This is a genomic window from Corynebacterium sp. HMSC066C02 (assembly GCF_001814945.1).
GTDB classification, from domain to species: Bacteria; Actinomycetota; Actinomycetes; order Mycobacteriales; family Mycobacteriaceae; genus Corynebacterium; species Corynebacterium aurimucosum.
This window is the reverse complement of sequence record NZ_KV818455.1, coordinates 1-24,966: the sequence shown is the minus strand read 5'-3', so window position 1 is coordinate 24,966 and position 24,966 is coordinate 1. Positions and strand designations below refer to the sequence as shown.

Genomic DNA, 24,966 nt, shown 5'->3' with positions numbered 1-24,966 from the left:
AAAGAAGCGGAACTAAACCCAGGACGCTTCAACCACTTTGGCCAACGCAGCCCATAAACCCGTTATTTCCGCATCATGAGACAAGGAGCGCGTGTTGTCTAGCAACCCGTTTGATGACGAACAGGGCAGCTTCTTCGCCCTTATCAACGACGAGGGACAGTACTCGTTGTGGCCTACGTTCGCCGCCGTGCCAGACGGATGGACCGTGGCTCTGGGAGACCCTTCCCGTGGCGTAGACGGCGGGGTATCGCGGGACGAGGCGATGGAGTTCATCGACCGCGAGTGGACCACCTTGCAACCGGCAGGAAAGTCTCACGCTTAAGTGAGTGCCGTACTTCCCACTGCTTCGCCTGGTGAGTCCGCTGCGGAGATTGGCCGCCTGCTCCGTCGCACCGCAACTCCAGCAATTAGTGCGGTGCTGTTCACTTTCGCCGGTGCCTTGCTCTCTCTGGCGCCCATTTATCTGCTGGCCAGCGTCATCGATGCGGTAGCCGCCGGTGACGGCAAGTCTGGCGTGCTGAAGGTGATTGTGTGGGCTGCCGTGGCGTGTGTTGGTACTGCCGTTGTCGCTGGCCTTGCGGAGGCGCTGACGGGTGTGACGATTGCCCAGGTAGTTGCGAAGTTGCGTGAGCGCGCCGTCGCCGCGGTGCTGAATCTGCCTTCCACCACGGTGGAGTCCCTGGGCCGGGGAGAGGTGCTGGGCCGAGTTGGTGCGGATGTCGCCGCGCTGGTGAGCAGTGCCCGCAAGTCGGTTCCATCGACCCTCAGCGCGCTGGTGATGGTCGTGGTGGCCAGCGCTGGAATAGCGGGGTTGGATTGGCGCCTCGCGTTGGCGGGGCTGTGCGGGATTCCGTTCTATGCGCTGGGGTTGCGATGGTATCTTCCTCGTTCTGCCCCTTTGTATCGACGCCAACGCGAATTAGAAGCCGGTGTCATCGGTTCCTTGCAAGGTTCTATGGAGGGCATTCGTTCGGTTCGTTCGCATCGGCTGGTGGATAGCCGCCAAGGTCTCACCAGGCGCTACGCGCAGGCTTCGCGGGACGAATCAATCGCTGCGTTTCGTGTGTTTTCCGGGCTGGTGGCGCGGGAGAACTTCGCGGAGTTCATGGGGTTGTCAGCCCTGTCTGTCGTAGGCTGGTTGCTCTTCCGCGAAGATGCGGTGACGGTGGGCGAGATCTCGGCAGCGTTGATTCTGTTCCACCGTCAGTTCGTGCCGATCGGCACGATTCTGTTCACCTTTGATGAACTGCAGCGCAGCGGGGCGGCCTTGGGGCGCATCGTGGGACTCATTCGCTGCGCGGGTGCGGATACGCCACAGCCGATTGATGACTACTCCTCGCATCGGCAGAGTCCAGCTGTAGAGGTCAAGGGCCTGAATTATCGGTACGAGGATGGCCCAGAGATCTTGCATGACTTGGCGTTCCACATCCCTGCGGGGTGCACGGTATGCGTGGTCGGCGGATCGGGAGCTGGCAAGTCCACGGTTGCGGAAATTGTCTCTGGAACCCTCGAGATGGCAGAGCCGGGTGTGATCACCGTTGGGGGGTGCGACGTGGTGGGAATGAGTGCGCAAGAAAGAAGCTCGATCTTTTGCGTTGCCTCCCAGGAAAACTACGTCTTCGCGATGAGTTTGCGCGATAATCTCCTGCTGGCAGCCGAAGGTGCCAGCGACGCAGAAATATGGGATGCGCTGCGCCGAACCGGTGCGGAAGATTGGTGCACATCCTTGTCCCATGGCGACAAGCAGGGCTTAGACACAATGCTGGGCGAAGGGGGCCTGCACGTAGATGCGGTGGCGGCACAGCGTCTGGCGCTGGCCAGGGTGGCATTGTCTCGGGCTGGCGTCGTCATTCTTGACGAATCAACGGCCGAAGATGACGGTGACCTCGAGGAAACACAGCAATCACACGAGGCCTTTTCGATGTCCTTGGAGGACGCTGCCCGCGCGGCGATCCGCGGACGGACGGCGATGGTGATTGCGCACCGGCTCAGCCAAGCAACCTCCGCCGATAGCGTGGTGGTGATGGAGCGCGGGCGCGTGGTGGAAACAGGTACGCACGAGGAGCTGGCAGCAAGAAACGGAACATATGCCGATATGTGGACCGCCTGGAATGAGCAGGGGAGGCAGGCGCGTGTCTGACAACAAGGTGGTGACGCTGCGCGGGCTGGTCAGAAAAAATTCTCGCGCGATGGCTCTGAGTGGCTTGTTGCTGAGCATCTACCACGTGGCAGAAGCCATGATTGCGGTGTTACTGGGATGGTTGGCGCACAGTCTTATCGCTAGCGAGAATGTGTGGCACCTGGTGGGTGGAATCGCAGCCTTAGGCGCTACGCTGGCGACGGTGTCTGTGAGCTGGCAGACAGGGTTCCGGATACTGCAGGCTACGTCGGCTCGGAACGTATGTGAATTGCGGGCAGGCATCACCTCGCAGGTGGTGAGCCATGGTGGGCATTCCGACGATGCGGACAGTCTGCCTCGCCAGGAATTGCCCACGGTGGTGGGTGAAGACGTGGTGCAGGCGGTAGACATCATCGAAGTGGTCCCGGTGGGGATCAGTGCGCTGGTGGGAGCCATTTTCTGCACGATTGTTCTGGCGCTGATTGATCTGCCACTGGGAGTGGTGGTGTTGGTGCTCAGCGCGGTGGTGTTGATAGTCCTGCACCGGCTGTCTCAGATCATTGAACGCCGCGCGGAGCGGCAACAAACTCTGCTCGCGCGAGTGACCGCGCGCATGACCGACATTCTGCAGGGGCTGCCGGTGATCTCGGGAGTGGCTGGCGCGCATCCGGCCTACCGTGGATATGCGCGTAAATCTGAAGAGGCGTGTGCGGATGCTCGGAAGCTCGCGTGGGTCAGCGGAGGTTATGAAGCCGTGGCGATGGGCAGCAATGTGCTGTTGCTGAGTGCGGTGGGCCTGTACGCGGGCTATCGAACCATTTCCGGCGATGTGACGTTGGGGGAGTTGGTCACCGTGGTGGCGCTGTCACAATTTATCGCGGAGCCGATGCGGCAGTGCAGCAGAATGCCGCGCTTCATTGGATTGGCGAGGGCTTCCGTTCGGAGGCTGCAGCGCGTGGCGGAAGCTCAGCGGCTGCGTGAGGGGCAGGGCGTGCCATCTGCTCAGATTGGCACGCCTGCCATTTCCATGCGCGGTGGAGACGGTGAGGCCGAAGGAGACGGCGAGGTCGAGGGATCAGAGCAGGCTTCCGTGGCGTTCGCAGAGGGGCGACTGACGGTGGTGCACTGTTCAGCCGCATGGGCAGATGCTCTGGTGGATGCGTTGGTCGCGGGGGAGTCGATGGAGCTTGGCTCCCTGACTAGGCCACAAACTCAACAACTGTGGATCCGGGGGCGCGATATTTGCGAGATCTCGGTAGACGATGTGCGTTCCGCTGTGCTTGCCGAGCCTCGGAAGCCGGCATTGTTTGGGGACACAGTGGGGCAGGCGGTGCTGCGGAGCTCTGGAGAGGGCAGGGCGGAGGATGCAGTAGACATTCTTAACGCCTTAGGGCTCGATGAACTGGCGCCGGGGGCGGCTCATTCAGCCGGGGTATTGGATCACGAGCTGACCGAAGGTGCGCGCAATCTTTCCGGTGGTCAGCGGCAGCGGCTGGGATTGGCACGAGCGCTACTGGCTGAGCCGGAGATGTTGGTGATGGTTGATCCGGTCTCGTCAGTGGATTCAATGACGGGCATGAAAGTGGCGCGTGCGGTGAGAGATATTCGCCGCGGGCGTACCACGGTGGTCCTGTGTGTGGGGAGGGCCTTCCAGTCGGTAGCCGAGGACGTAGTTGATGTGAAGCCTCTAGCTGGGAGTTTGCGGACGCGGGGTGAGCAATTCCCGCTAGGGGGTTGTTGAGCAATAGAAGATAGGTTAGCCTACCCTTTGCATTGCCTACCCTAAGAAGTTGGTTGGCGCATCCTACAGAGAGGTCATAGTGACCATCATCGATCGTCAAGCTCAGACATCCGCAGAGCGCAGTACCCACGAAAATTCCGTCCGCGACATCGTCGGGATCGGCATCGGCCCCGGAAACCTCGGGCTCGCGGTAGCTATCGAAGAGCAAGCTCCAGAACTCGATGCACTCTTTGTGGAAGCCCGCCCGGAATTCAACTGGCACCCAGGCATGCTCCTCGAAGGATCCAACATGCAGATCAGCTTCCTTAAAGACCTGGTTACGGTGCGCAATCCGCAGAGCCGCTTCAGCTTCATCAACTACTTGCATCACAGCGACCGCTTGATTGATTTCATTAACCGCCAAACCTTCACCCCGGAACGCGTGGAATTCGCCGATTACCTCCGATGGATCGCGGATCACATCACCGTGGACACGCAGTACAACACCACCGTGACGTCCATCGAGACGCTTCCGGAACTGGCCGCAGACGGAGCTCGTTTGTGGTGCACGTCCGCAGGAAGTTAGGAAGCGGTGAGTCCGAAGGGCAGCGAGCTCAGCAGTCGGAGTCCATTCGCTGCCGCAACGTGGTGGTTGCCCGCGGGCTGGAAGCCAAGATGCCTGCGTGGGCAGAGGACAGCTCCTTGGACACCTCGCGCATCTTCCACAACATCGATTTGCTCCCGCGCACCAAGAAGCTGCTGAACAGTGGGTGGGATATCCGCCGAGCTTTGGTGATCGGCGCGGGCCAGTCCGCAGCCGAGGCCATCCGGTACTTCCACGATTGCCCGCATATCGATACCGTCACGGGCAGCTTGAACAGCTACGGCTTCATCCCCGCCGATGACAGCCCCTTCGCCAATCGGGTGTTCGACCCGGAGGCCGTTGATGACTTCTTCCATGCGCCCGATGCGATCCGCAACGAGCTGTTGATCCGCCACCGGTACACCAATTACGCCTGCGTGGAATCTGAGCTCCTCGATGAGCTCCACGACCGTCAGTATCGGGAAAGCGTCACCGGGCGTCAGCGGCTCGATATTCGCCGGACCACGGAGGTGCTCGGTGCGCGTAATTGTTCCGACGGCAGCGTCGACGTGGACATTCGCCACCGAGTAACCGGAGACGTGGTGACAGAAAACTTTGACGTGGTGGTGTGCGCCACGGGCTTCCGATCTCGCGGTCTTGCGGGGATTCACGCTGATAGTCACGGCAGTGAAGAATTCACCGTCACTAGGGATTACGGCGCCGTGCTCAATGGCGAGCGCGTGCCAGGACTCTTCGTGCAGGGAGCAACTGAGGCCACGCATGGACTCGGTTCCACGTTGCTCTCCAACATCGCGACCCGCTCCGGGGAACTGGTGGAGGCCATCACGGGTCAGCAACGCACGCATCGTGCGCCGGCGGATGAAGATCTCCGCTCCGAGCAACATCGGGATTCTTCGCACCTGATCGCAGGCTGATTTTCCCGAGCCGTGCTCCGCTTGAGGTTGGCTGACACCTAGCCCGACGTCCGCCATCCGCGTCTGATTCCCTGTTTCCCCATCAACCGAAAGGCTCTTTGTGCCCACCCGATCGTCTGCTCACACTCCGTTTTCCTCTGGCGATACGCTTGCTTCTCGAGATGGCGGCGCCGTCATCGGTCATGGCCGCAGTGAACAGGATCGGATCGCCCAGCAGCGCATATGGAATGACACGGATCAGGATCGCGATCGCCCGGACCTGATTAGCCTGCTCCTGCAGCATGCGCAGGAGACCCCGGATGCGCTCGCAGTGGTGGATGACCGGCACAGACTGACCTATGCGCAGCTCGTCGCCCATGCAACTGCTGTAGCGCGAAATTTGCGGGAACACGGTATTGACGCTGGTCAGAGTGTGGGAATCTCCCTGCCGCGCAGCGCGGAGATGGTGGTGGGTATCGTCGCCACGTTGCTCGCCGGTGGCAGTTTTGTCCCGCTAGACCCCTCGTGGCCGCAGGCGCGCCGGGAATCCGTCACCCACGATGCCAGCCTGAGCTTCGTACTCACGCCGGACAACTGCGCGCTCACCGAAGACGCGCTATTCGACCTCGATGCCACCCGCGAGCTGTTCACCCCGCCGTCCACGGACAGCGTTGCGTACGTCATCTTTACCTCTGGCAGCACCGGCCGCCCAAAGGGCGCAATGATCCGCCACGGTGCGATCGTGGAGCGCTTGCTCTGGCAGCGCGATCAGATCCTGTTCTTCGGCCGCGATGATGCCTCCCTGTTCAAGGCACCGCTGGCCTTTGATATCTCCATCAATGAGATCTTCCTGCCGCTGGTTTGCGGGGGCCGCGTGGTGGTGGCCGCGCCGGGCGTGGAGCAAGACCCCCAACGCTTGGCCCGCCTCATCCATCGCGAGGGCGTGACGTTTGCGTATCTGGTTTCGAGTGTTCTCGACGTCATGCTCAAACAGGCCGAAGGCACGAATCTATTAGACAGCTTGCGGCATGTCTGGTGTGGCGGAGAGATGCTCACCCAGGCGCTGTTCCGTCGCTTTCGCCAGCAGCTGGCCATCCCGCTGTACCACGGGTACGGGCCAGCGGAAGCTACCATCGGTGTCTCCCACGTCATCTACCGTGACGACGAGGATCGCCTCAACACGAGCATCGGTGTGGCCAATCCCAACTGTCGGCTCTATGTGCTCGATGAGCACCTGCGGGTGGTTCCAGACCAAGAAATTGGTGAACTCTATGTGGCCGGATTCCTGCTGGCCAAGGGGTATATCAATGCCCCAGGACTCACGGCCAGCCGCTTTGTTGCGGATGTGTTTGCGTCGGACGGAACCCGGATGTACCGCACGGGAGACCTGGTGCGCCGGCACAACGACGGCTCGCTGGAATTCGTGGGGCGGGCCGATAATCAGGTGAAAATCCGTGGCATGCGTCTGGAGTTGGAGGACGTGGAATCTGCGCTGGTGGGACACCCAGATGTGGAGGCGGCGAGCGTGATTGCTCGGGAGGGGCGACTGCTGGGCTACGTGACGGTGACTGCGGGCCTCGTGGGTGCTGCGATCCGTAGTTGGTGTGCCGAGGTACTGCCCGAATACATGGTGCCCGCGATTATCACCGTCATGGATGAGTTGCCGCGGACGGCCAACGGAAAAGTGGATCGGAAGGCACTGCCGGAACCTGATTGGAGCTCGCTCACTGATGCCCCGGCCGATGCTGAACGTGACGGGGAAACCGTTGCTCTGCTCGCGGAGGCAATGGCTGAAGCATTGGGGGTTAGCGCGGTGGGTGCGGAGACGGACTTCTTCGATATCGGTGGCGATAGCCTGCGGGCCATCACCCTGGTCTCGGCTCTGGGACGGCGCGGGGTGGAGGTGAGTGTGGGAGATATTTTCTCTGCGCGCACTCCACAGCAACTGGCTCGGTGCGCCGAAGAGCGCGGAACCTTCGTGCAGGATCCAGACGATGAACCAACCGGTGAGGTGCAGTCGCTGCCGATTCTGCGCTGGTTCGATTCCATTACTGATCACGTGGACGGCTTCATTCAGTCCGTGGAGTTTTCAGTTCCAGAAGATGTGGATGCGCAGCTGGCCGGGCGAATGGTGGCTGACGTGCTGCAGGCGCACCCTGCACTGCGGGCCCGTGTGCAGCGGAATCCCTTGCGGCTGGAACTCCCGGAGGGTCCTGGCGAAGAAGCGGTGGCGATCCACCCCACCACGGACATCGCTGCGCTTTCTGAACTGCTGGATCCGGCAGTCGGAGTGGTGGTAGCGGCTGGGCTGGTGCCCGGAAGATTGCGCCTGGTGGTGCATCACCTGGTGGTCGATGGCGTGTCATGGAACATTATCGGCGAGGACCTCGCCGCGGCGTATCGCGGGGAACAGCTCGCGCCGGAGCGGACGTCCCTGCGCCGATGGACGCAGCTGCTGCAACAGGCCGTTGATACTGGCGAATTCGCGGAGGATGCCAATAGTTCCCTGCCTCCATTGCCGAGTGCGGATGAACCTCTGCGGGACCCGCAGGTGCCAGCGCTTGCTGATAGTCCCGAGAAAGCGCCCACAGTCCGTGAGGAGCGCAGCGTGGTACATGAGGCATCAGTGCAGATCACGGACGAATTACTGGGTGCGGTGCCCCACGCTTTCCGCACGGGGGCGAATTCCGTATTGCTTACGGCATTGAGCGTGGCGTTGGCGCGTTGGCGTCGAAACAAACAAACATGGACCCTGGTGGAGATGGAGGGGCACGGCCGCGAAACCCGATTCGTACCCGGGCCACAGGGCAGGGAAGCGGACCTCTCACGCACCGTGGGCTGGTTCACCTGCCTATATCCCATGCTGATCGACCCCACCCGGGCGGCAGTGCAGGAGGCTTCCGCGGCGACCGAGGGCCACATCGCGCCGCTAGCGCTGGCACTCAATGCAGTGAAAGACCAGCTCGCGGCCATCCCCGGCAACGGCGTTCCTTACCAGGCCCACACCTGGTTGCATCAGTCCGCGAAGACCCCTCCGCAGGCACAGGTGCTGTTCAACTACTTGGGGCGCGTATCCGCAGGAGCACAAGATTTCGCTCCCGCGGGTTCCACCGGCCAACTCGGCGAGCAACGCGACCCGGACCAGCCGTTGGTCCGCGAGCTGGAGTTCAACGCGATCGCCGAAGACACCGGCGAGGGATACGTCCTGCGCACCACGATCTCCTGGGCGCGCGGCAGGATCTCCCCCGAACGGATCGACGAATTGGTCGCGCACTGGGATGTGGCATTGCGCGAGGTGGCAGCGCTTGCCGATCACGGCGTGTTGTCCGTGGGCGACGTTGCCCCCGCAACCGTGAACTCTGCGGACCTGGCACGAATCACTGCACAGAGCTCCGCGGAGCTGCAGGACGTGCTGCCGCTGACCCCGCTGCAGCACGGCATGTACTTCCACTCGCTATTCGAGGAATCGGCCAGTTCGTATGTGGAGCAACAGGTCTTGCGGGTGGAATGCAGCGAACCGTTTGACCGGGAGCGATTCGCTCGCGCTGCGCGTAATTTGATCCGACGCCACCCCGCACTGAGCACCCGCCCTTGGGAAACTGACGGTGGCGATGTGGTTGCCGTGATTGATCCGGGGATTGCCGAGCATCTGCGGGTGGACTTTCGGGAGGTGACGGTGCCTGCTGAGTTGGCTGAGGCTGGATTGGAGGGTTGGCTCGCGCAGCGTGCGGAGGAGATTGCCGCTGACGACATCTCGCGGGGAATCTCCTTGCAGCCGCCCGGTGATGCCGCGCCCGAGCCGCTCATGCGATGGACCGTTGTGCTCCCGACCAGTGTCGATGGTGCGGTGTGTGGCCAGGACATCGCCGTGATCCAGACGGTGCATCACCTGATCGCCGACGGATGGTCCGTGCCCATCATGCTGCGGGATCTCCTGGAGATCTACCGGGATGACGATGCCCGGATCCCGCGCTACGACCCGGACGCCGGAATGGCCGGCAGCGTGCGATGGGTGGCGCGCAGAGACGCGGAAGCCGATATGTCCGTCTGGCGCGAGGAAATGCGCGAGGTACGCCCCACGGTGCTGTGCCCTAATCCTTCGAGTTCGCTCGAGCGCCGGGAGTTGCTGGTAGACGATCCGCGGACTGTTGGCTTGTCTGAGCGTGCTCGGGCAGCGGGTGTGGGCCTGCCGGATGTGGTGCACGCGGCGTGGGGGCTGGTCCTTCGCACCTTGGTGGGCTGCGAACCTGGGGCTGACGTGGTGTTTGCCACTTCCGTTTCCGGCCGCGACATTCCCGTTCCTGGCGTGGCCGATGCCGTGGGCATGCAGCTCAACACCATCCCGGTGGTCGCGCCGGGGCAATCTGATCCCACCCTGCCGGTGACCAGCATGCTGCACGCCATGGTCCATCACAACAATCAGGTCCGCGATGTGCAGCACGTCAGCCTGGCTGATATTGCCCGCGACCTGGGAACCAACGCCAGCGAACTGCTGGATACGTTGATGGTGGTGGAGGTGCCGCTATCTCCACAGGACGTGGGCTGCCCCGGCTCGCCACTACAGGTTGCTGACGTGCGCAACAATGGCGCGCCGCACTTTCCCCTGTCCGTCGTGGTCAACCCTTCCGCTGAGCACCCACTGCGCCTGATCTACGATCCGCAGCGAATCACCGAGGTACGTGCCGAAAGGATCGCGCAGATGCTCGCGGTGAGTGTGGATTCTTTGCTGTCTGAATCCGGTGCGGTGGCGACCGTGGGTGAGGTTGCAGAGGCGTTGGGTGCGGTATCTGGTGTGGACACGCTTCCTTCTTTGTGGCGACGCAGCTTCGAACATTTCCGCGACCGGCCCGCCCTGACCAGCATCGGAGAAGACGGTGCTGCGGAGCATTGGACCTACGAAGAACTAGACGACGCCGCTCAGCGTATACGCGCTGTGCTGGACCGGAAGGTTGCCATCCACACCCCGAGAGTAGCCCTGCTCATGGAGCGCGATGCGTGGCAGGTTGCGGCCATTCTGGCGACCACGATGTCCGCCGGCACCTACGTTCCCGTGGATCCGTTGTCCCCGCAAGCGCGGGTGGAATTGATCCTGGAGGATTGCCAGCCCGATGCCGTGCTGGTGTCTCCCAGCGCGGAAAAAATGGTCTCTGAGCTGGTAGATTGTCCCGTCCTCGTGGTCAGTGAACAGACGATGAGCGGGGAAGCGAAGCCGCCTGCGGGCCGGTCGGCAAGCGTGGCCCGTGCCAATGACATCGCCTACGTGATCTACACCTCCGGCTCCACAGGGCGGCCGAAGGGCGTGGCCGTCACACACGCCAACGTGACCGCGATGCTGGGCAATGCTCGCAGCCACGTGGAGTTTTCGCAGGAGGACGTGTGGTCGATCAGCCACAGCTTCGCCTTTGACTTTTCGGTGTGGGAGATGTGGGCAGCGCTGAGCTCCGGCGGGCGTGCCGTGGTGATGCCGTATGCGCTGATGCGCTCGCCCGAGGATGCCGCAGAGGTGTTGCGTGCCGAAGCCATCACGGTGCTGAGCCAGACCCCAACCGCCTTTGCCGCGTTGGAGCCGCACCTCGGGCAGGACTCTGCGGTGCGCACGGTGATCTTCGGCGGCGAGGCCTTGGAGGCCCGCGCAGAGGCTGCCTACTGCAGTGCTCATCCGAATGTTCGGTTTATCAACATGTATGGCATCACGGAGACGACAGTGCACGTCACAGCACACGAATGCTCCGAGAATGCAGGGGAGGCCCGCAGCCCGATCGGCCGCCCGATGGACGGGTTGCGTACCTATGTTCTGGACGCGCAATTACAGCCGGTGCAGCCTGGAGAGACCGGCATGATGTACGTTGCCGGGCCGCAGGTCACCGCGGGTTATTGGGGGCTTGCTTCTACCACGGCCTCCCGCTTCGTGGCCGATCCTTTCGTTGGCGGCGGCGCGCGGATGTACTGCAGCAATGACATGGCAAAGGTGCTGAACAACGGTCATCTGGATTACGTGGGCCGCGCCGATAGGCAGGTGCAGCTGCGCGGTTATCGCGTGGAGCTGGGGGAGATCGAGAGCGCGCTGGAGAAGGTCAGCGGTGTGCGGGAGGCCACCGTGGTGGTCGTCGATCTGCCCGAAGGCCAGGTGCCAGGTGCGTTGTTGATTACGGATTCTCGTGCCGACGCAAAGGCGATCACCTCCCGAGCTGCCGCAGCGGCCCGAGACGCGCTCCCTGCCTACATGGTTCCGCAGCTATTCGCGGTGAGTACGCAGGTGCCGCAGACCATCAATGGCAAGCGGGATGAGCGCGCGATCCTGGACTTTCTGGGTGAGATTCCTGCTGCTCAGGAGGCTTCGGGCACCTCGGATCTGGTGGAGGCGATCTCGCAGGCAATTGCTGATGCACTTCGCTTGGACCGCGCCGAGGTGGAGCCGGACTCGGACTTCTTCCGCTTAGGTGGAGACAGTATTCTTGCCATCCGCGTTACTCACGCGCTGGCGCGCGCTGATCTCAACGTGACTCCGCGGGACTTCTTCTTGGGCCGCACGCCACGCAAGATTGCCGAGCGGGTCACGCCGCAGGCCACCCAGCAGAAAATCCAGGAAACAAGGCAGAGCCAGGAAGAAGCCCTGCCCAAGGACGGGCACCAGGAGATCTCGGGGGCTTTCCCCATCCCGGCGATGCTGCGCAGGCAGATGGAAAGAGGCATGAGCGACCGCTTTGTGCAGGCGCGCCGCTTGGATCTGGGGCCAGTCGCTGTGGAGGACTTGGAACAGGCCCTGCAGCAGGTAGCGCAGGCACATCCGATGCTTCGTACGCGCGTGGACACCAGTTCTGCGTTCGCGCACTTTGTTGGTGCCGAGGGAGACGGCCCTATGGTTGTGCGGGCTTTGGACGTGGATGCATTGATCGATCACATCGATATTGCTGCTGGTCGTAGCGTGGTGCTCGGGTGTGTGGATGGGTACGTCAAGGCCGTTGCTCATCACGCGGTGATCGATAGCGCCAGTTGGATGATTCTGGAAGACGATCTGCGCGATGCGCTCGCAGGGCGCAGGATTCTCTCCGGGCAGGCGAGCTACAAGGATCTTTGCCTGCAAGAACTGCACGATGCTCACACCGCAGCAGCTCAGGATGCCCTGCACTGGAGTGAACTGGCTACGCTGCCACGGCCCGTCGAGGACTCGAACCAGTGGAGTACGGATCATGTGAGCACGCTCGAAGTGAACATTGACGGACAGACCGCGCAGGTCCTGCAGAGCGTTGCACCCGACGTGATGGGTGTGGACGTTCAGGACCTCGTGGCAGGACTGGTGACCGTCGCGGTGGCTCGAACAATGGGCACGGACGCGCGGAGCTGGGCCGTGGACGTAGAAGGCCACGGACGTCCGGCTGATCATTCCTATGGTCGAACCCTCGGATAGTTTACCACCATCGCGCCGGTGGAAATCCCGTTGGCTGATCCAGCGGATGCAGCACGTGCCGCAGCGGAAATGCGCGCGCTCCACGAGGACGGCACAGCCCCGGACCGCCGCACTTATCAGGCACTGCGATACACACACCCGCAAGGGCAGCGAACCCTGGCCCATGGGGCACAGATCCTGGTCAACTACCTCGGACGGGGAGAGACTGGCGCTGTCCTCCACGCGCCGGGCGATGCCGCCTGCCAGTGGACGGATTACCTGGTGGAGGCCGATGTGTGGTCTAGCGAGCGGGCCGTAAGCATGGAGCTGTCCGTGGTGAATGCGGTGATTTCCGCCGAGCGTTTGCGCAGCGCCATCGGCGAGGTTGCTCGCGAGTTGCAGGAGCACGTCAGCCGCGAGCAATCCTCAGGACGCCGCGCTCCGCTGAGCGTGCTGCAGCGCGGAATCTGGTTCCAGTCACAGGTGGCAGCACCGGGTGCCTACGTTGCACAGACTGCGTTGACGTTTGACCGGAGACTGGATGCCGAGGCCGTGGTGGAAGCCTTCCGGGACACAGTGACCGTGCATCCAGCCATGGGCGCGGAGTTCCACACCGATGCTTCCGGCCAACCCGTGCAGAACTTGCCGTGGAGTGGACAGGGCATTGACCTCCCCGTCGAGACCACCGAAGGGGATCTCGAGGCGATCATGCACGCTGATCGCAGCGCGGGCATCGATCTCGCATCCGTGCCGCTGGCGAAGGCAACCATCGTCACCGGCCGAAGTGACGGACAGCCTGGCGACACGCTGCTTCTTACCTACCACCTGGTTCTGGTCGATGGTTGGTCGCGTGCAGTGATGCTGCAAACCTTCCTCGAGAGGCTGACGTTGAGGTCCGGCCAGGCCCGCACGCAGGGTGCGGGAGAGTTGGTTCCTCGCGGTTGTTCTATTGCTGACGCCCTGCTCGAGTCCGTTGACACTCGCAAAGAGCAAGGCAGATAGCGACTATTGGGTACATCGCCTAGAGACGTTGTCTCAGCCCACGCTCGTTGCCCCGCAGGCCGCGGATATCTCTTCAGAGCACGCTGGTAGCGAGTTGCCTCGCCAGGTGTTTGCCGAGGTCAGCGAGCAGCTGACCGGCGCACTGCAGGAAAAGATCCGGGCGCAGGCCGTGACGTTGACCTCCGTGGTCAACGCAGCCGTGGCCGTGGCCTTGGGTGCTGTCACAGGGGATTCGGATGTGGTGTTTGGTCAGTCTGTCAGTGGCCGCGATGCCTTGAGCGACCCCGCCATGTCTGATGTGGTGGGAGTGCTGCTCAACACAGTGCCAGTGCGAGTGACAGCTCGGCCCGGCCAGAGCATAGAAGAACTGGTCCAGGATGTTTATCGCCAGCGCATCGAGGATATGGACCACGATTCCGCGGACCTCGGCGCCATCCAGCGGCAGCTGGGGGTAGGCACGCTGTTCGATTCCATGGTGGTGGTGCAGAACTTCCTCGATCCGCAGGCAGCAGCGGAACTTCGGGAACGCCACGGGGTTGTGGAGGAGCGCGCGGAAGATTCCACGCACTTCCCTCTGACCTGGGTATTCACTCCGGGGCCGAAGCTGGGCATCAAGCTGGAATTCCGCCACGACGTGGTGGACGAGTCCCTCGCACATTCCGTGCTCAAGGCCGCGACCGAAGTCCTGACCGCGTTTGTGGACACACCAGAGGTCCCGCTCGCTCAGCTGGCCCAGTTGGCGCCAGCCCGAGCGGAGGATTCTTCCCCGCAAAGCACGACGGAGCAGATGGCTTCCTGGCAGAAGGCCGAAGGCATTGACCGCACCATTGCGGATGAGCTCAAGGACACCGCCCAGCGCTTCCCAGATCGCATCGCGCTAGCGGATGACGCACAGCAGTGGACGTTCGGTGAGCTGATTGCTCGCTGTTCCGACATTGCGGAAAAGATCAAGAATTGCGGCGTGACCAGCGGCGATACTGTCGCCATTGCGGTGGAGCGCTCCGCGCATTCGGTGGTGGCTCTGCTGGGAGCCCTGTGGGCAGGGGTGCGCTACGCGCCGCTTGATCTGACGCACCCCGATGGGCGGCTCCGGGTCCTCGTGGAGGACAGCCAGCCCGCAGCCGCGCTGGTGGACTCGAGTTCTCGGGAGCGCATGGAGCGGATCGGTGCGCTTCCTTGCGTCGACGTCACCACTGCCGATTCCCACGCCACCACCCACACGCCTGCGGCGGTGCCCGGGGACGATGCCTACCTGATGTACACCTCCGGATCGACCGGCAAGCCCAAGGGCGTGGTGATCAAGCATCGCGGGCTGCACAACATGCTGGACAATCACCGGCGCAAGATCTTCGCCCCAGCTGCTGCCGATGGGCGGACGTTGCGGATCGCGCATGCCATCAGCTTCGCCTTCGATATGTCGTGGGAAGAGCTGTTTTGGCTGGTGGAAGGCCACGAGGTGCGGATCTTCTCCGAGGATTTGCGACGCGATGCTGCGGCCATGGTTGAGGCCATTCGCGCGCATCAGGTGGATGTCATCAACGTCACCCCGACCGTTGCCGAGCAGCTGCTCGCGGAGGGGATGCTGGAATCCGGCGCGCATCGCCCGCGGCTGGTGCTCTTGGGCGGCGAGGCTGTCTCGCACGGCGTGTGGGAGACCTTGCGAAAGGCCGATGACGTGCGCGGATACAACCTCTATGGACCCACCGAGTACACCATCAACGCCCTGGGTGCTGGCACGGATGAGAGCGCCACGCCCGTGATCGGAATGCCGGTGGATCGCACGGCGGCGTTCGTTTTGGACCCGTGGTTGCGCCCCGTTCCTACAGGAGCGCCGGGTGAGCTCTACCTCGCGGGCAGCGGCTTAGCGCAGGAGTATCATGGGCTCGCGGCGCGCACCGCCAGCTCCATGGTCGCCTGCCCGTGGGGCGCCCCGGGTGAGCGGATGTATCGCACGGGAGACATCGTCCGCGTGCGTGCGGATGGCATGTTCGAGTACCTCGGACGCAGCGACGATCAGGTGAAAATTCGTGGTCACCGCGTGGATCCCGGCGACGTCTCGGCCGCCGTGTCCCGCGGCGTTGATCCCCGCATCCTCCACTGCGTGACCGTTCCTGTTCGTATATCCGACGCCACACTCCTGGCCTGTCACCTCGTGGCCCCACAACTGCGCGATGCGGACCAGGGGGAGCGGCAGAGTTTCCTGACTGGCGTGCGTAATGCATTGCGCGAGGAACTGCCCAGCTACATGATCCCGGATCGATGGTCGATCGTGGATGAGTTGCCGGTGACGTCGAATGGAAAGACCGACCTTGCTGCACTGGGTGAGGGAGAAAGGATCACGGAGAAGGGCCGCGAACCGGCGAACGAAACCGAGGAGATCACGGCGGAGCTGTTTGCCGAATCGCTAGATATTGAGCCCGAGGACGTGCCGGTGGATGCTGATTACTTTGACATGGGTGGGCACTCCATGGCGGTCATCAAGCTCTGCGCACTGCTGCGTGGAGAGCTGGGAGTGGAGGTTGGCGTGCGCGAATTCTACGGTCTGCGGACAGTCGAGCGCGTGGCGGAGTTTGTGGAGGCGCGCTCGTAGATTCAGCCCAGCAATTCGGCGAGTGCCGGGATGATCCCGTGGCGCCACATCGCAGGGTCGTGGCCACCGGGCGTGCGGTGATTGGTGGTGGGAAAGCCGCGGCGTGTCAGGGCATCGGCCACTGCATCCACGTGTCGTTGCATGGGCGGCTCTTCTGCACCGCACGTCAGTACGATGCGTGCCAGACCGGAGCCACTGTGAGCCGTAGGATTTTCGAGTGAGGGGCCAGTGAGCTGTGCGGCAATGTCGCCTCCTGCGGGCCCGTCCGAGAGCGTGTCCGCGAGCTCTGCAGAACGGTCAGCGGACCACCAGACGGCAGGGGACTGGGCGATGGCTCCTTTGATTGCAGGCGTGGTTTCGGTGGAAGCCGTAAGAGCTGCGCGCAGGGCGGAGAGACCGCCGAAGCTTTGCCCCGCCAGGACTATGTGGCTGCTGTTGATGATCGGCGGTAGCTCGGTGGCCAGTGCGCTGGCGAATGTTTGGGAGGTGTACTCCTCGCTGCGGTCTTTGGCTGCCGGCAGGAAGACGCGGTTGATCTGGGGGATAAGCCCTGCCGTGACTGCCCGGTCCAGTGCGCCCGTGAGGTCATGCAGATGGATCCAGTCATCGCCATCCAAAAACACCACGGTGGTATCCGCACCGCGGTCATCGAGGCGCGCGGTGCAGCGCCTGCCGAATACCTTCCGGTCGATGGACAGGCGTGCGCCGGGCAAGTCCGCGATGACTTCTGGGGAGCGAGGCGGCCAGAGTGTCTGGTCCACAGAATCGCCGCTCAATAGGCTCGCCTGTGGGCCTGCGCCGTGTGCGTTATGTGGATCGGGATATTTCAGCTCGCCGGATTGAAAGCTATAGGTCACTGCTGAGTGCGCCGGGATGCGCACATCGACGGTGGACATCGATTCGGTGAGCTCGACGTTCGAGCGGTAGGGGTCCGGGAAAACGAGGGCTTCCGCATCCGCGGGCACCGAGATTCGGTGAAGGGTGGTCACGTCCGGGGAGTCTGGCATGAAAATTGCGCCACTTTCATCATTGACTACATAGGTAAACCTAAGCTAACATCCCCTGCATGCGAGTTGCTGTTTTCGGCTATCAGTCGTGGGGACACCGGACGTTGTCTGCGGTCATCAATGCTGGTCATGAAGTAGTTTTGGTAGTTACGCACCCTGCCAGCGATCACCCTTATGAGCAAATGTGGGCAGACTCCGTTGAGGAGCTCGCCAGCGAACATGAGCTCCAGGTGTGTGTCACTGAGCGCGTGGGTCAAGACGTCATTGAGGCGTTGCGCGATGCTGCACCAGACATCATCGTGGCCAACAATTGGCGAACCTGGCTTCCTCCCGAGGTTTTCAGCCTGGCCAAGCACGGCGCATTGAATGTCCACGATGGTCTCCTGCCCGAGTACGCCGGATTTTCGCCCATCCTGTGGGCGCTGTTGAACCGGGAAACTCACGTGGGCGTCACTGTGCACGAGATGGATGAAGTGCTGGACGGCGGACCCATCGTTGCCCAGCGCGCGATCCCCGTGGGTCCGCAGGACACCACCACGGATCTCGTGGCCAAGACCATCGACCTCATCGAGCCCCTCGTGGAACGCGCATTGAGTGACGTCGCCCAAGGCACCGCCACTGCGCAACCTCAAGATCCCACCCGCGCTACGTACTTCCACAAGCGCGGCGAGCAGGAATCTCGCATAGATTTCACCCAACCTGCGGAAGATATCGCCTTGCTGGTCAGGGCGCAGTCCGACCCGTACCCCAATGCTTACTTTGAATTCCGAGGCCAGCGCGTCCGCGTGCTTTCCGCGCACGTCTCGCAGGGCCGCTTCGGCGGAACCCCCGGCCGAGTCACCATCCCTCACGAGGGAGGAATCGCGGTGGTCTGTGGATCGCCCCGTGCCAACGTGCCGGCGCCGGCGATTGTTCTGGATCGTGTTCGTCTCGACGACAACTCGGAACTGACCGCCACCGAATTCTTTGGACATAGGGCTGGATATATCCAACCAAAGGTTTGACCTTTCCCTTTTGTGTACGGGCCACGCCTCGCGCGGAAATCCGTCACCAGTAACAACGGAGAAAAATGACACTCAAGAAGATTCTCGTTAGCACCGCTGCTGTGCTGACCTTGGGCGCGGCACTGACCGCTTGCTCGACTGATGACCAGTCCGGAAATTCCGGGGACTCCCAGGCAGTCAACGCCGAGCAGGGCGCATTCCCCACCACCATCGAGCACCGCTACGGCTCCACCGAAATCAAGGAAGCCCCGCAGCGCGTGGTCTCCTTGGGCTACACGGATCAGGACGCACTGCTGGCGCTGGGAGTTACTCCTGTCTCCGTGAAGTACTGGGACGGAATGACCCCGGATGGTCAGGCTGCGGGCAACTGGTCCAATGACAAGATCGAGGGCGACACTCCTCGGATCGACAAGGACACAGAAGTCAACGCGGAAGCCATCGCCAAGGACAATCCAGACCTCATCGTGGCTGTGTACTCGGACATCGATGAAGACACGTACAAGAAGCTGTCTGAGATCGCCCCTGTCGTCGTACAAAAGGGCGAATACGAAGAACTACAGCAACCATGGGACGTGACCACGGAAGAGATCGGGCAGGCCGTGGGCAAGCCTGAAGAGGCAAAGCGCCAGGTGGAGCAGGTCAAGGAGAAGTTCGCAGAGCTCAAGGGCCGCCACCCAGAATGGGCCGAAAAGGAACTCGGCGTGGCCACTGTCTCCGACGAGAGCCTGGCTGTCTTTGCCGAGGGCGATCCGCGTAGCCGCTTCTTCACCGAGCTGGGATTCAAGATCAACCCGGCCTACGCGGGCATCACCAAGGACAAGTTCTACGGTGAGGTCTCCAAGGAAAACGCAGACCAGATCAACTCTGACGTGCTGGTGTGGGATCAACTGTCTTACTCTCCGAAGCAGAGCAAGGCTTCTGTGACCGAGGATCCGATCGTGGGCAAGCTGCCCGCCGTGAAGGACGGACACAGTGTCTACCTGGAAGGCGACCTGGAAAAGGCCTTCGGATGGCAGACCGTGCTGAGCCTGAACTACCTGCTGGACAAGATCGAGCAGCCGTTGGCAGACGCCACGAAGTAGTCTGAATCAACCGCCGAACCGCCCCGCATGAACGTGCTGGGGCGGTTTTGCTGTTGCTGGCTAGGGGACGGGCACTCACGGGGATAACGGATGCACGCTAGGGGCGAGCCTTGCCGACGAACCAATAAGGGCACCACAGGATGTTGTCCTTGTTGAGCTGCCAAGTCTTGATGGCGTGGGAGCGCACCACCTTGCAGAAATCCCCCTCCCCGGCGACCCACACATAGTCCACGTCTGGGTGGGGCTTGTGCTGTCGATTGCGCGAGGACTCAACGTCAATGTTGGCGAGATGCTCGGCGATGGCCTGCGCATAACCGTCAGAAGGTGCGGAGATCCGGGTGAGGCTGCTTAGACGGTTGCGCCAATCTTCCAGGTGGGGCTCTGAATCGGAATCGGTACTGGTGACCGCGATGACGTGCGTGGAAGCGAGCTGTTCGGGATAGAGCGTGGCGAGGTACTCTAGGATCGCGCGCATGGAAGGCAGGGAGGTGGGATCTGCCACCAGTAGTTGTGTGCGGTGCTCGCGATGCCACAGGCCTTGGCAAGTCCACAAGCCAGCAGGGTCGCCCGGCTGTGCGGACAAACACCACGAGAGCCCTGGGCCGGAGGTGGAGTGGACATCTTCCGCAGACACCCCGTGCGTAGCGACGTCAAACGCCAGCAAGCCGCGGGCTTTGTCGAGGTGGCGCACGGTGTACCACCGCAGGTTGGGCCGCACTTCGGGAGGCATTGCTGCCACGGCAGCCCGTATGTTCAGGCCCTCGATGGGTGTGGCGGCGAAGTCCTCCGGAGAACTAAAGGGCTGATTCGGTGGCGGCATCAGTAGACCGAAAACTCATCCGGACCCGGGAAGGACATCTAACGATGAGCGAAAACTACACTCCACGCCTCAAGTCCGAGTACCGTGCAGAAATCCGCGAGAAGCTGAACTCTGAGTTCAACTACGACAACGTCATGCAGATCCCAGGCGTCACCAAGGTGGTCGTCAACATGGGTGTCGGCGACGCTGCTCGCGATTCCAAGCTGATCAATGGTGCGATCGAAGATCTCACCCTGATCACCGGTCAGAAGCCACAGATCCGCGTTGCGAAGAAGGCTATCGCTAACTTCAAGCTCCGCGAAGGCATGCCCATCGGCGCTCGCGTTACCCTGCGCGGCGACCGCAAGTGGGAGTTCCTGGACCGTCTGCTGACCGTCGCGCTGCCACGTATTCGTGACTTCCGCGGCCTGTCTGACCAGCAGTTCGACGGCCACGGTAACTACACCTTCGGCCTGAACGAGCAGTCCATGTTCTACGAAATCGACGTAGACAAGATTGACCGTCCACGCGGTATGAACATCACCGTGGTCACCACTGCGACCAACGATGATGAGGGACGCGCCCTGCTCCGCGAGCTGGGCTTCCCATTCAAGTCCAAGCAGAACTCCGGCGAGTAATTCCCGCTTCTGTTTGAACGCCGGGCCTCTCGGCGACTTGGCTTAGAAAACCCGCACACTTCTTTGTTGAAGTTGGTGCGGGTTTTTCTGTGCAATGCCTGCGTTTCATGCTGACTATCTATGAACCAGGCGCAATCGGGCACGCCTGCCTGTATTCCGGTCAGAAACCGGGGTAAGAATAGACCAGTTGTTTTCTAGAAGGGATTCCCTGTGCACTTAAGCGACCTCATGGACGCCACCACCCTGCTCCAGAACTTTGGCGGCTGGGCGCTCGGCGGCATTGCGCTGATTATCTTTATTGAATCCGGCGTGCTCTTCCCGTTCCTCCCCGGCGATTCCATGCTGGTCACCGCGGCAATCTTGCGCGATCAGCTGGGCTTGAACGTTCCGATTCTGGTGGGCGTGGCCATCGTCGCGGCGTTCTTGGGCGACCAGGTAGGTTTCTGGCTCGGCCACCGCTTTGGCCGCAAGTTGTTTAAGCCCGACGCCAAGATCCTCATAACCGAGCACCTCGAACAAGCCGAGGCTTTCTTCCTGAAGTACGGGCCGTTGGCTCTGGTACTGGGGCGCTTCATCCCGATCGTGCGTACCTACATTCCCGTGGCCGCTGGTACCGCGGAGATGCCGTACAAGAAGTTCGTGGGATGGAACGTCACGGGTGCAGTGCTGTGGATTGTCAGCATGGTCGGCATTGGCGTGCTGCTGGGGGATATCCCGGGCATTGCGGATCGCATCGACATGATCGCCATCGTCATCGTGCTGGTGTCTGTGACTCCGGTGGTGATTTCCGCGATGATCAACTGGCGGAAGTCCAAGAAGACTCCCGCCCAGGAGCTGATGGAGGACTAAGCCCTGATCGTCACTTGGGGGCGATCAGCGGACCGCCGGTGACAGGATCCTCGATGACTAGCGCGTTGAGGGCAAACGCCTCGAGCAGTAGCTCTGGGGTAATGACCTCGCTGGGACGCCCGGTGGCGAGGACCTGTCCATCCTTCATCACCACGAGATTATCGCTGTAGCGTACAGCCAAGTTGAGATCGTGCAGCACCATCACCACAGTCCGATCCAGCTCTCGGCGTAGACGCTGCACCAGCTCCAAAATCTCTACCGACGTGGCCAGATCCAGGTAGGTGGTGGGCTCGTCCAGGAACAGGATGTCCGTGTTCTGCGCAAGAACCATGGAGATCCACACACGCTGCCGCTGCCCTCCGGACAGAGAATCCAGGGTGCGCTCCGCCAGCCCCATCGAGCCAGTCATTTCCAGCGCCTTGTGCACCTCGGCTTCGTCCGTGGACGACCACTGACGGATCCACGATTGGTGTGGGTGCCGACCGCGCGAGACGAGATCAGCCACGTTGAGTCCCTCCGGGGCGGTAGGGGTTTGTGGCAGCACGCTGATGGTCCGTGCGAGGTCCTTGCGCCTGATGGATGAGATATCGGCGCCGTCTAACAGCACTTCGCCCTCATTCGCCGGAAGGAGACGAGACATGGCTCGCAACAACGTGGATTTGCCGCAGCCATTGGGGCCGATGATTGTGGTGATCTGCCCGCGAGGAAAGTCCACGTCCAAGCCTTCGATGACCGTCCGGTCGCCGTAGCCCACGGCGAGGCCGCGTGCGCTCATGCTGTGCTTCTGAGTCATGTGTCCTTCTTTGTTCGCGGCACTGCTAACTTCCAGGGTGGGATCTTTTCTCATGCCGTGGTTGACCTATTCCGTTGGACCAGCAAATAAATAAGGAACGCACCGCCGATTGCCGAGGTGAGAATGCCCACCGGCAGCTCTACGGGCAGAAGAGTTTGGGTGCTGATATCTGCCAGCAGGAGTAGCGCAGCGCCGGTCAGCGCAGAGGCCAGAAGCGGTGGTGCAGAGCAGTTGCACAAGCGCAGCGCCACCTGTGGGGCCACGAAGGCGACGAACCCGATGGGGCCAGCGGCCGAGACCGCCACTGCTGCCAAAGCCACGGCAGCGGCGAGCAGAAGCACCTGCACACCCTGGACGTTTTGTCCCAAAGCCCGTGCAGTATCCGAGCCCAGCAAGGTGGCTAAAAGTTGGTGACCAATCCAGGCCAGCAGCGGTGTAAACACCAACACAACAATGGCGATGGGCCACATCTTGGACCAGTCCGCAGTGCTCAGGGAGCCAGTAAGCCAGAACTGCGCGGCCGCGGCATCGCGCAACTCCGTGCGGATCATCAGGAAGTTGATATACGAGGTCAACAGAGCAGAGATGATGATGCCGAACAGCACTAGCCGGAAGGAATCAGTCGATCTCCTCCACGCCAGAGCCCACATCACCGTTGCGGTGACAGCCGCACCAAGCACCGCGGCCAAGGGAATGCCGATGCTGCTGAGCCAGCCGAGGAAACCACCAGCGCCACCACCCAGAGTGATGACGGTGACCGCGGCCGCGGACGCGCCCGTAGTGAAGCCCAAGATATCCGGGCTGGCCAGCGCATTGCGAGTCACGGACTGAGTGAGGGCTCCGGATAATCCCAGCGCACAGCCCACCAGAATGGCCGTCAGCGCACGAGGCATGCGCCAATCCAAAACCACCAGACGCTCAATGCGGGTGCCCTGGCCGGTGAACAGCACCTCCAGCACACGAGCCGGGGACACAGGATAGTCACCCAGGCCGATGGAGACCGCCGCTAGCAAGACGATCGCCACGAGCAGCAATAGAGACACCGTCAACGCGCGAGGGCGCCAGACCACAGAAAATGAGCCCACGCGGAATGGCGGGCGCCCAGGGATAGTGGAAGAGGTAGGGCGGGCAAGGAGGGAACTCATTAAATGGCCACCACCCGGCGTCGATAAATAAGGGCGATGAAGAACGGCGCGCCCACGAACGCGAGGATGATGCCTACTTGCAACTCGCCCGGACGAGCGATCAGACGGCCCACCACGTCTGCGAACAGCATCATCACCGCACCCGTCAGGGCAGAGTAAGGGAGGATCCAGCGGTAATCAGGGCCCGTGATGGCGCGCACGAGGTGCGGGACCACCAGGCCGATGAAGGTGATGGGGCCGGCGGCAGCTGTCGCGGCACCGGCCAGCAGTGCGATCAGAGCCATGCCAATCAGGCGGGCGCGCTGGGTGTTGATGCCCAGTCCGGAGGCGATGTCATCGCCCAGATTCAGGAGGTTTAGCTGCGGTGCCGTGATGAACGCCAGCAGGAGGCCCACCAGGATAAACGGCAGCACGCCGTAGAACACGGTGAGATCCCGGCCCGCGATGGAGCCGACGGTCCAGAAGCGCATGCGATCCAGATTGGCATCGTCAGTGAGGATAAAACCGCTGATGATGGCGCTGAGGACCGCGGACAAAGCCGCGCCGCCGAGGACCAGCGTCATTGGATTGGCCTGTCCTCCTCCTATGGACGCCAAACTAAACACCAACGCAGTAGCAGCGATGGCCCCACCGAACGCCCACATGCTGGTAGCCCACACGGGCGTCACACCCAGCAAGGAGAAGCTGGCAACCACGGCCAGGGACGCACCGTAGTTGATGCCGAGAATGCCCGTGTCCGCGAGAGGGTTGCGCGTGTGCCCTTGGATCAATGCACCGGAGGCGCCAAGGGCAGCACCGGCGACTAGGCCCAACAGGGTGCGGGGAATGCGGAGCTCGACGATCACGCGCTGATCCACATTCAGCCCCTCCGCGTGGCCGAACGCCGTGCCGAGATCGCGGAACACGGCGGACACTTCTCCAAAAGGGATCTGCCGTGATCCAAACACGATGCTGGCAACGATGCTGGCGAGCAATAGGAGGAAAAGGACGCCGAGGCCGACGAGGCGACGCGGGATTTTACCTGATGGAGCGCTGGCAGAAGCGTCCGCAGTAGCGTCCGCGCGAGACCCCAGGTGTGATTGAGAAGGGGATTGCGCATGCGGGGTAGAGATAGCCATGCATCCCTCCTTGACGCGTGAAAGTCCATGATCTTAACGTGAGCAAGCTTATATGAACAAGGTAAGCCTAATCAAAGTCCTACAAGGAGGGATTGTGGAGCTGTGCAGGTGAGTGTGTGAGTCATGGATATGGCTGGCGGGATCGGCTCTGAGTGGCGCCGACCCTACACCTCAGCTCCAAGCTTGTGAAGCGTCCTGGGTTTAGTTCCTACCTCA

General features: G+C 62.1%; 17 protein-coding genes. 12 read left to right on the top strand and 5 right to left on the bottom strand.

Annotated features, from left to right (window positions below; translation table 11 throughout):
- Nucleotides 1-94: 94 nt before the first annotated feature.
- From HMPREF2996_RS07630 to HMPREF2996_RS12980, 8 genes are all read left to right on the top strand, one after another.
- Nucleotides 95-322 (top strand): MbtH family protein, encoded by a 228-nt coding sequence (locus HMPREF2996_RS07630; RefSeq protein ID WP_011274127.1) that lies wholly within the window; start codon nt 95-97, stop codon nt 320-322.
- The gene (locus HMPREF2996_RS07625) at nt 323-2,140 is read left to right on the top strand and encodes an ABC transporter ATP-binding protein (protein ID WP_246823009.1); all 1,818 of its coding nucleotides are present in this window, start codon (nt 323-325) and stop codon (nt 2,138-2,140) included.
- Entirely contained in the window at nt 2,133-3,860 is a 1,728-nt protein-coding gene (locus tag HMPREF2996_RS07620) for an ABC transporter transmembrane domain-containing protein (RefSeq protein WP_011274125.1), read from the top strand. The genes HMPREF2996_RS07625 and HMPREF2996_RS07620 overlap by 8 nt, the downstream gene beginning before the upstream one ends.
- 79 nt (nt 3,861-3,939) lie before the next feature.
- The gene (locus HMPREF2996_RS13075) at nt 3,940-4,425 is read left to right on the top strand and encodes a SidA/IucD/PvdA family monooxygenase (protein ID WP_256375599.1); all 486 of its coding nucleotides are present in this window, start codon (nt 3,940-3,942) and stop codon (nt 4,423-4,425) included.
- Complete coding sequence (locus HMPREF2996_RS07615) at nt 4,401-5,357, top strand: SidA/IucD/PvdA family monooxygenase (protein ID WP_256375600.1); 957 nt, start codon at nt 4,401-4,403, stop codon at nt 5,355-5,357. Before HMPREF2996_RS13075 ends, HMPREF2996_RS07615 begins: the two co-directional genes overlap by 25 nt.
- Nucleotides 5,358-5,457: 100 nt before the next feature.
- Nucleotides 5,458-12,744, top strand: coding sequence for a non-ribosomal peptide synthetase (locus tag HMPREF2996_RS07610; protein WP_246823008.1), 7,287 nt, complete (start codon nt 5,458-5,460; stop codon nt 12,742-12,744).
- Nucleotides 12,745-12,762: 18 nt separating this feature from the next.
- Nucleotides 12,763-13,725: a condensation domain-containing protein gene (locus HMPREF2996_RS13070; protein WP_256380919.1), complete on the top strand. Its 963-nt coding sequence runs from the start codon at nt 12,763-12,765 to the stop codon at nt 13,723-13,725.
- A gap of 28 nt (nt 13,726-13,753) precedes the next feature.
- Nucleotides 13,754-16,315 (top strand): non-ribosomal peptide synthetase, encoded by a 2,562-nt coding sequence (locus HMPREF2996_RS12980; RefSeq protein WP_256380918.1) that lies wholly within the window; start codon nt 13,754-13,756, stop codon nt 16,313-16,315.
- Between the two features lie 2 nt (nt 16,316-16,317).
- On the opposite strand, the gene HMPREF2996_RS07605 is transcribed toward HMPREF2996_RS12980, so the two are convergent.
- The gene (locus tag HMPREF2996_RS07605; protein WP_246823007.1) at nt 16,318-17,304 is read right to left on the bottom strand and encodes an alpha/beta hydrolase; all 987 of its coding nucleotides are present in this window, start codon (nt 17,302-17,304) and stop codon (nt 16,318-16,320) included.
- 77 nt (nt 17,305-17,381) lie between these two features.
- On the opposite strand from HMPREF2996_RS07605, the gene HMPREF2996_RS07600 reads away from it, so the two are divergent.
- Together HMPREF2996_RS07600 and HMPREF2996_RS07595 are read left to right on the top strand one after the other, a co-directional pair.
- Entirely contained in the window at nt 17,382-18,326 is a 945-nt protein-coding gene (locus tag HMPREF2996_RS07600; protein WP_005325328.1) for a methionyl-tRNA formyltransferase, read from the top strand.
- 65 nt (nt 18,327-18,391) lie between these two features.
- Nucleotides 18,392-19,408, top strand: coding sequence for an iron-siderophore ABC transporter substrate-binding protein (locus HMPREF2996_RS07595; RefSeq protein ID WP_005291893.1), 1,017 nt, complete (start codon nt 18,392-18,394; stop codon nt 19,406-19,408).
- 97 nt (nt 19,409-19,505) lie between these two features.
- Here HMPREF2996_RS07595 and HMPREF2996_RS07590 read toward each other — a convergent pair whose 3' ends face one another.
- Entirely contained in the window at nt 19,506-20,228 is a 723-nt protein-coding gene (locus HMPREF2996_RS07590; protein ID WP_141750574.1) for a siderophore-interacting protein, read from the bottom strand.
- Nucleotides 20,229-20,272: 44 nt separating this feature from the next.
- On the opposite strand from HMPREF2996_RS07590, the gene rplE reads away from it, so the two are divergent.
- A complete protein-coding gene (gene rplE, locus HMPREF2996_RS07585; RefSeq protein ID WP_019176091.1) occupies nt 20,273-20,845 on the top strand; it encodes a 50S ribosomal protein L5 in 573 nt (190 codons plus the stop codon).
- A gap of 210 nt (nt 20,846-21,055) precedes the next feature.
- Nucleotides 21,056-21,694, top strand: coding sequence for a DedA family protein (locus HMPREF2996_RS07580; RefSeq protein ID WP_005325329.1), 639 nt, complete (start codon nt 21,056-21,058; stop codon nt 21,692-21,694).
- A 10-nt stretch (nt 21,695-21,704) separates the two neighbouring features.
- Here HMPREF2996_RS07580 and HMPREF2996_RS07575 read toward each other — a convergent pair whose 3' ends face one another.
- From HMPREF2996_RS07575 to HMPREF2996_RS07565, 3 genes are read right to left on the bottom strand one after another with little or no spacing between them, the layout of a single operon-like run.
- Nucleotides 21,705-22,487, bottom strand: a complete 783-nt coding sequence (locus HMPREF2996_RS07575; protein WP_246823006.1) for an ABC transporter ATP-binding protein — start codon at nt 22,485-22,487, stop codon at nt 21,705-21,707.
- Nucleotides 22,488-22,537: 50 nt separating this feature from the next.
- The gene (locus HMPREF2996_RS07570) at nt 22,538-23,632 is read right to left on the bottom strand and encodes a FecCD family ABC transporter permease (RefSeq protein ID WP_005325330.1); all 1,095 of its coding nucleotides are present in this window, start codon (nt 23,630-23,632) and stop codon (nt 22,538-22,540) included.
- Nucleotides 23,632-24,750: a FecCD family ABC transporter permease gene (locus tag HMPREF2996_RS07565; RefSeq protein WP_019176088.1), complete on the bottom strand. Its 1,119-nt coding sequence runs from the start codon at nt 24,748-24,750 to the stop codon at nt 23,632-23,634. Before HMPREF2996_RS07565 ends, HMPREF2996_RS07570 begins: the two co-directional genes overlap by 1 nt.
- Between the last annotated feature and the right edge of the window lie 216 nt (nt 24,751-24,966).